Source organism: Ignavibacteria bacterium (genome assembly GCA_017302895.1).
Classification (GTDB): domain Bacteria; phylum Bacteroidota; class Ignavibacteria; order Ignavibacteriales; family Ignavibacteriaceae; genus UTCHB3.
The window spans coordinates 60,663-68,616 of record JAFLBV010000005.1 but is presented as its reverse complement, the minus strand read 5'-3'; the positions used below and the strand labels follow the sequence as shown (position 1 = coordinate 68,616).

The following is a 7,954-nucleotide window of genomic DNA, read 5'->3' as shown; positions in this document are numbered from 1 at the left end:
CTGGCGGGTTTTGGTGCAGGTTGTGTCTGTCAGCCACCTTTCAGATAATTTGGTTTTGACATAACTCCCCAATTGATCGCTTATGACAGTTGTGTAATTGGAGTCACGGTTCATTCTGACAGTGCCGAGATACATACCACCACTGCCTCCTTCTGCCTCCCAAACATTATGGATACCGTGAGAGAGTAATTTCTCCCAGTCAATTTGTCTTTCATCGGGTTCAGATATATTCCAAAAGCTGTTTTGTGCAAGATTTTTCCCGAAAAGTATCCCGTTTGGTACCTGTGATTTTATGGTTTGTACCAAAACGATCGTAAAAATAACACAACTTAATAAACTGTATCTACAGGTCATTGATCCGTCTTCTTTTAGTTTTGATAGTTGTTGAATCCCGGTAACTCAGTAACTCCGAAGTTCTGAGGCTCTGAAACTCTGAAGTTCTGTATGACTCCATTTCTCATTTATCTGTCCGATGAATTGTTCCGATTTGTTTTATGATTCTATTTTGAATATTCAAAATAATAATATTAGTCTTTAAAACAAAATGGCTCGAAGTACCTCGGAACTCCGGAACCTCAGAATCTCCGAAGTTCTGAAGCTCTGAAGTTCTGAGGTTCTGACTTACCCCCACAATTTGCCGTATCCGCTAAAGAGTTTAAATTTAAAGTTTGGTTTTTGAATTAATTTAACGCAATAGTTGTTAGAAAAAGAAAAGAAAGGCTTGTTAGTGGACGAAAAAGTCAAAATACTCGAAATATTTGAAAATAGTAATTCTCACAGAAACTACAGAATTATCCATACCGCACATGAATTTACTTCTGTCTGTCCAAAAACGGGACATCCCGATTTTGCAACCATGCAGTTTGAATATATTCCCGAAAAATCGTGCGTGGAATTGAAATCCTTGAAACTTTACCTCCAGTCGTTCAGAAACGATGGCATTTTCTACGAGAATGTGACCAACAGAATTGCTGACGACCTGATTGGTGTGCTTCAGCCAAGATACTTCAAACTTACTGCCAATTTTTCGGTGAGAGGCGGGGTTTCATCCGTTATAGAAGTTGAGCATAAAGCGGAAGACTTCAAGGGATAAAAATTTATGGATTCCGGAGACCCCGCAAAATATAATCTGAAGGACCTGATTAAAAATTTCTTCACAGGCGACGAAGTTATTAAAAATGGACTGGGCTGTTCCTACCGTTTCAGCCTCGAAGTTGAAAGTCTCATTCGTCGTGTCGCCGGTCAGGAGGATTTTAGTTTTGCTGTGGTTTCCGGAGGTTCCCTCTCAAGAAGAGAACTCGCTCCTTACTCTGATATCGATATAACGATCATCTCCTCTGATTCCAAAAGGGATTCGGAACAAATTTCCAAATTTGTCACTCTGATGTGGGATTCTGGTCTGGAGATTTCGCATACAGTAAGAGAACTTGATGATATCGGCAAATATTCCACAACAGATCTGCATATCTTCACTTCCCTTCTCGAAACTTCCTTCATTTGCGGAAACAGAGCTGTCTATCAGACCTGGTTGTCAACCCTGGAAGAGATTTTTACTCCCGAATTGAAGCAAAATCTCTTTAAGGAATTTGTGGAGGATATGACCAATCGTTACAACAAGCATGGTCTCTCCAGCAAAATGATCGAACCGAATGTAAAACTTTCCAACGGTGGATTAAGGGATTTTCAACTTCTTCAATGGATATATATCTTCTCTCATGCCAGAACTTTCGGGCAAACAGAGGGATTATCTCAGTCTGAACTTTTTATCAATACAATCTTTGAGGAAAAACCTTTTCCGGTCAATGAAATTGCGAGGCTCATAAAAAGTTACAAATTTCTGATTACAGTCAGGAATATCCTCCACCTCTCCGCTGGAAGGAAGGCAGACAGACTCGATTTTGAAGCACAGATTACCGTGGCAGACGCAATGGGATTTAGTGGCGGTTACAAGGAGCTGATGAAGGAATATTACAATGCCACGGGGATTGTAAACAGATTCTTGAAATCATTTATCAAACGGTACCGAAAAATCCTCTTCCCGCTTCCCTCATCTTCCCTTGCAATCAGACTCGATGACGATTTTTATATTTTGGGTGACACTCTTTATTCTTCCGATGAGGGTTATTTAAATACTGATCAAATCATTAAAGCCTTTTATCTAAAGGTTGACCAGGCTGCTCTCTTCGATGAAAAATTGAGGTCGCAAATTGTTAACAGCCTCGACAACACAACCATTGAACGCACTCCACAGGCGACAAACTATTTTAAGAAAATCCTGCAGCAAAAGGACAATGTCGGTGCAACTCTCGCTTCAATGCATGAACTTGGAGTGCTTGGTGCTCTGATCCCCGAATTTGTTGATCTGTCAGGATTTATCCAGCATGGCGTGTATCACAGTTACACAGCCGATGAGCACACAATTATCGCTATAATGAATGTCGAGAAAGTACAGCACGAAAAATCGGTTCTGGGAAGACTCTTTAATACAATCGCACGAAGAGATATTTTGTATCTGGCGATCTTATTTCACGATATTGCCAAACCAATTAACCTAGAAGGGCATCATCTCCTCGGGGCTGAAATAGCAGACTCCTTTATGCAAAGCCTCGGTTACAAGGAAAAAGAAATTGAAATGGTGAAGTTCCTGGTTAAAAATCATCTTTTGATGGCACATACCGCTTTCAGAAGAGACCTGAACTCCCCTGAGACGCTTAACCAGTTCGTATCAAATATCGGTTCTGCTGAAGAGCTTGACATGCTTTATCTCCTCACTTATTCAGACCTTTCTGCTGTTAACAGTGCCCTGTGGACATCATGGAAAAACGACCTGCTAAACGAACTCTACCGTAAATCTTCGGAAATGATAAAAGAGGAACTTCCCGCCGAGGAACTTCTTTATCAGTCAACTTTCCCGGCAGCAGAAAAAATACTTGAGCACTCAAATAATATTTCCCATGCACATGTGAAGTCGCATATCGATTCGTTTGAAGACCTTGCCTACGCAAATTACTTTTCTGAAGAGGAAATGGCACGACATATCGAAGAGATAGTTTCGGGCTCTCCAATTTCTGTTATGTTCAAACAAGTGGGAAACTTTACCAATGTAACAGTGATTACTTTCGATGCGGAATCCCTTCTCGCAAAACTTTGCGGTGTCTTTCTCATAAATGATGTAAATATTCATGATGCAAAGATTTTCACAAGGAAAGACCGGATCATCATCGACAGTTTTAATGTATCCGATTTCAGAACCGGTTCCAATGTGGATGAGCTTAAATTCTCCAAAATTGAAGCTGACTTTGTGAAAATGGAGAAAGGGATGCTCCAGCTTTCCACAGAACTGAAAAAACATAAATCGAAATGGTGGCGGCTCGAGAGCAAGTTCTTCAAGAAACAAGGAAAAGTCTCCATCAGGTTTGAAGAATCAAAAAAATATACAATTATAGATATTCATTCCCCCGACAGAATCGGATTCCTCTTTAAAGTTACCTCAAAACTGCATGATTTGGGTCTTAACATCTACTTTGCCAAAATCCTGACAATGGGAAGTGACATTGTGGATTCGTTTTATGTACTCGATTCCCGCAAGAAAAAAGTCTCGCGCAATTTTTATCCTGTAATTACAGAAGAACTTAAAAATTGCATTGAAGAGATTCTCTGAGACTCTGATCATATCTTTTTCTTATTTTTGAGTTCAACATTTTGGATTTTATGAAAGACAGATCGGCTCCAATTGGCGTTTTCGATTCAGGTATAGGCGGACTCACCGTTGTAAAGCACCTTATCGATGCCCTTCCAAATGAAAATATCGTTTATTTTGGCGATACCGCGAGGGTTCCTTACGGTTCAAAGTCAAACGATACTGTTATTGAATACTCAATTCAAAATGCAGCATTTTTGATGGAATTCGGTGTTAAAGCCATCGTTGTAGCCTGCAACACAGCTTCTTCAGTTGCCTTGGAGAGCCTCAGGAACAAATTTAATGTTCCCGTAATTGGAATGATTGAGCCCGGTTCAAAGTATGGACTCGGCTACACCTCCAACAACAAAATCGGTGTTATCGGTACCCGTGCCACAATCAACAATAATGCATACTCGCAAAAGATTAAAGAACTCAGCCCGAATGTTGAAGTATTCGAAACAGCCTGTCCGCTTTTTGTCCCGTTCGCAGAAGAGGGATGGGTTGATCATCCGGCAACTCAGGCAGTGGCTGCCGAATATCTCGCTCCTCTAAAAACTGCAGGAATTGATACACTCATTCTGGGTTGCACACATTATCCAATACTTCGCGAGGTCATTCAGAGGGAAGTGGGACCCTCGATAAAACTTGTCGATTCCGGTATTGCCGCTTCCTATTCTGTTGTGAAGGAACTCACCGAACGGGAGATTCTTAACGACTCAAACTCTCATGGTTCACATATTTATTATGTGAGTGATGTACCCACAACCTTCCGGTTTGTCGCTTCCCTTTTCCTTGGAAAAGAGATAACAAATATCCATAAAGTGGAGACCGACTATATTTCCTCCCTCTTTTCGATTAAAAAATAGCCCCGTTCTTTTACAATTGTAAAAATAATCTTATACTTCCTTTAATATATATTGCACAGAATCAAACGCTTTCTTATATTTGCTATTGTTATTTAGACTTAATCTTAATACAAACATTAAACAATGAAAGTTAGCCTCTTATGTACTATGCCAATAAATTTAAACCCCTCCTTATCCTTGTTATACTCATGACAACAAGCCTGTTCGCCCAGGATGATTTTTTTACCCCAAAGACCAGTGTCGGTGGATATGGAGAACTGCATTATAACAATAATACATTCGATACAAAAAAAGCTGAAAAGAAACTCGATTTTCACAGATTCGTCCTCTTCTTCAGTCACTCATTTTCAGAAAAATGGTCATTCAAAGCCGAACTCGAACTGGAGCACAACTTCGTTAGCGGTGGAAATGGCGAAGTGGAACTTGAGCAGGCGTATGTCAGCTATCTTCCTTACAACTATCTCGGATTCAGAGCCGGTGTCGTTCTTGCTCCTGTAGGAATAATCAACGAAATTCATGAGCCTCCGACCTTCTTTGGAGTTGAAAGACCTGACTACCACAATGCCATCATCCCTACCACATGGTATGGGAACGGTGCTTCAGTTTTCGGAAGTTACAAAGGTTTGGAATATACCTTCAACATTATGGAAGGATTGAACAGCGAGAAGTTTTCACCTGCATCGGCCCTTCGAAGCGGAAGAAGAAAAGGTTATCTTGCAGATGCAACCGATCTCATGTACACACTTCGACTCGACTATAACATCTCTTCAGCTTTCAAAGCAGGAGCTTCAGCAACTTACAACAAAGCCAGAGGTGATTCCTCCACCATTGAATTTAATCTTGTTGAGCTCCATGCAAAGTACAGCAAAGACGGCCTCATTGCAACAGCAGAGGGAGCAATGATCAACTACAACAGAGGATCGGTTGAAACTTCCACAGGTTACTACTTCGACCTTGGTTACGACATCAACAGATTCATTAAATCTGAATGGCAAATAATCCCGTTTGTAAGATATTCTTTCTACAACACCGCATCATCGGTTAGAAATACAAACCTGAAACCGGATGATTTCGCTTATACTCAATTCATGTTCGGATTAAATATCCTTCCGCTTGATAACATCGTACTTAAAGTCGATTTCAGTTCCAAAAAGAGAAAATCGAATGATGAAGAAACAAAGTCATTCAATCTCGGCGTCGGATACATGTTCTGATATGACCACTAAAAAAATAATCACACTTACATTTTTTATTGCCATTTCCTGCCTGTGGAATCAAACCCGCGGGCAGGAGATAAAAGAACTGACAGAGTCAATAATCCGCTCTGAAATGGGGAAAGGTGTCTCCATCAAACAGGAGAAATATACCATCCCCGCTAAAGCAAAAAAGAATGCGGAATCTGCCGCAAAGCAAAAATTCGCAAATGACTTTATATACATCTATACAATCTCCAACAAAGGGAAAGTCACCTCGTACGGACTCCTCGACAATGTGTACGGCAAAGCAATGCCGATCACATTTCTTGTGTTGTTTGATACGAAAGGAAATATTCGCTCCTCCCACATCGTAAAATACAGGGAACAGTACGGTGGAGAGGTTGCTGACAAAGGCTGGAACAAACAATTCAAAGGGAAAAATAAAGATTCAGATTATACTGTCGGGAAGGCAATAGACTCAATTTCAGGAGCTACAATTTCTGCCAATTCAGTCTCAAAAGGCATTAAAAAACTCGCAGTTCTGTTTCACGAAATATTTTAGAGAGGGAATAATTTGGATTCAATATTAAACATCAAACTTCATTTGCTGCCAAAAAACATCAAAATCTTCCTGGCAGCTTTTACGATTCTGCTTTCAGCCGCAGTGGCAACGGGTCTGATATTTCTTTATCACAATACAAGTTACCAACCCGACAAGGCAGTCGAACATTTTAACGGCTCGGAGTCCGGCAAAACCGATGAGTTTGATATTCCAGAAAAATATGAAAAACCGGTTTCAGAGCTCCTGATTACGACGCACAATCATCTCTTTGGCTTTGCATTTATCTTTCTCGCACTCGGTGGAATCTTTTGGTTTAATTCAACCATATCAGGTTTCTGGAAAGGTTTCTTCATGATCGAACCACTCTTCTCAACCCTCTTTACATTCGGAGGCATCTGGCTGGTAAGATTTGTTCACCCAAACTTCATCTACCTTACCGCAATCTCATCCACCCTTATCTACATTTCATTCCTTATTATGGTATCAGTCGTATTATACGAACTTCTGATTAAAAAATCACCACATTAAACGACACCATCGAATTCCATATATAAAGTCGGCCCCGAATGGGGTCGTGTATGGGTAAAAAGTGGCGAAGAATTGAAAAATTTACCCCGCAAGGGGTCTAGTATGGGTAGAGTCGTGTATGGGTAGAAACGAAATCAATAATTGTGTCGGCCCCAAAAGGGGTCATGTAGGGGTAGAAACGAAATCAATAATTGTGTCGGCCCCGAAAGGGGTCATGTAGGGGTAGAAACGAAATCAATAATTGTGTCGGCCCCGAAAGGGGTCATGTAGGGGTAGCTGCATCATAAATTCCATTTATAAAGACGGCCCCGCTTGGGGTCGCGTATGGGTAAAAAGCGGCGAAGAATTGAAAAATTGACCCCGAAAGGGGTCTAGTATGGGTAGAGTCATGTAGGGGTAGAAACAAAATCAATAATTGTGTCGGCCCCGAAAGGGGTCATGTAGGGGTAGAGGTCGTGCATGGGTGGATTATTTATAATTTTCCGGGTTTTCATGCCCGTAAGATGCGAGAAAGCGCCTAATCTCGGAAATAGAGCTTTCTTCCAAATGATGCACTTCCTGATTACGGATATATGTATGAATTCTATCCAACTCCGTTTTCCCAATGGAAAAAGCACCGTAACCCTCTTGCCAACTAAAATGCCCGCGAATAAATCGCTTTTCGTTTATAAATTTTGATGATTCTGATTTGATGTCGCGGATCAAGTCGGGAAGAGATTGATTGGGATTATACCCGATGAGGATATGTATATGATCTTCGACACCGTTGATTTCACGCACTTTGTGCTTGCGATCTTGAATCATTGTGGTAATGAATTTTAACACTTCTTGACGAAATGTTGATTTGAGAACTTTTTCTCTTGATTTAACTGCAAAAACTATGTGTAAATATATTTGTGTGAATGTTGAATATGACATAATCTACCCATACTTGACCCCTTACGGGGCCAATTTTTCAATTGTTCGCCGATTGCTACCCATACTTGACCCCGGACGGGGCCAATTTTTCAATTGTTCGCCGATTTCTCTACCCATACAAGACCCCTGACGGGGCCAACCCAATTTATGAATTCGTTACTACCCAGACAAGACCCCTTGCGGGGCCAATTTTTCAATTGTT

The 7,954-nt window shown here is 40.8% G+C and carries 8 protein-coding genes; 6 read left to right on the top strand and 2 right to left on the bottom strand.

From position 1 onward, the window contains the following. On the bottom strand, positions 1–306 hold a 306-nt coding region (locus J0L60_15940; protein MBN8547621.1), incomplete at its 3' end, for a hypothetical protein. Between the two features lie 421 nt (positions 307–727). Here J0L60_15940 and queF point away from each other — a divergent pair. From queF to J0L60_15910, 6 genes are all read left to right on the top strand, one after another. Then, positions 728–1,093: an NADPH-dependent 7-cyano-7-deazaguanine reductase QueF gene (gene queF / locus J0L60_15935; protein MBN8547620.1), complete on the top strand. Its 366-nt coding sequence runs from the start codon at positions 728–730 to the stop codon at positions 1,091–1,093. Between the two features lie 6 nt (positions 1,094–1,099). Beyond that, the gene (gene glnD, locus J0L60_15930) at positions 1,100–3,661 is read left to right on the top strand and encodes a [protein-PII] uridylyltransferase (GenBank protein ID MBN8547619.1); all 2,562 of its coding nucleotides are present in this window, start codon (positions 1,100–1,102) and stop codon (positions 3,659–3,661) included. Between the two features lie 50 nt (positions 3,662–3,711). Beyond that, positions 3,712–4,548: a glutamate racemase gene (locus tag J0L60_15925; GenBank protein ID MBN8547618.1), complete on the top strand. Its 837-nt coding sequence runs from the start codon at positions 3,712–3,714 to the stop codon at positions 4,546–4,548. A gap of 140 nt (positions 4,549–4,688) precedes the next feature. Then, a complete protein-coding gene (locus tag J0L60_15920) occupies positions 4,689–5,762 on the top strand; it encodes a hypothetical protein (GenBank protein ID MBN8547617.1) in 1,074 nt (357 codons plus the stop codon). A 1-nt stretch (position 5,763) separates the two neighbouring features. Next, positions 5,764–6,306 (top strand): FMN-binding protein, encoded by a 543-nt coding sequence (locus tag J0L60_15915; protein MBN8547616.1) that lies wholly within the window; start codon positions 5,764–5,766, stop codon positions 6,304–6,306. Between the two features lie 21 nt (positions 6,307–6,327). After that, the gene (locus J0L60_15910) at positions 6,328–6,834 is read left to right on the top strand and encodes a hypothetical protein (protein MBN8547615.1); all 507 of its coding nucleotides are present in this window, start codon (positions 6,328–6,330) and stop codon (positions 6,832–6,834) included. 468 nt (positions 6,835–7,302) lie between these two features. Here J0L60_15910 and tnpA read toward each other — a convergent pair whose 3' ends face one another. Further along, a complete protein-coding gene (gene tnpA, locus J0L60_15905; GenBank protein ID MBN8547614.1) occupies positions 7,303–7,752 on the bottom strand; it encodes an IS200/IS605 family transposase in 450 nt (149 codons plus the stop codon). Positions 7,753–7,954: the final 202 nt, after the last annotated feature.

Coding starts and splice junctions, on each gene's coding strand:
- J0L60_15920 (MBN8547617.1), top strand. CDS start 4,689: ATGTACTATGCCAATAAATTTAAACCCCTCCTTATCCTTGTTATACTC.
- glnD (MBN8547619.1), top strand. CDS start 1,100: ATGGATTCCGGAGACCCCGCAAAATATAATCTGAAGGACCTGATTAAA.
- J0L60_15915 (MBN8547616.1), top strand. CDS start 5,764: ATGACCACTAAAAAAATAATCACACTTACATTTTTTATTGCCATTTCC.
- tnpA (MBN8547614.1), bottom strand. CDS start 7,752: ATGTCATATTCAACATTCACACAAATATATTTACACATAGTTTTTGCA.
- J0L60_15925 (MBN8547618.1), top strand. CDS start 3,712: ATGAAAGACAGATCGGCTCCAATTGGCGTTTTCGATTCAGGTATAGGC.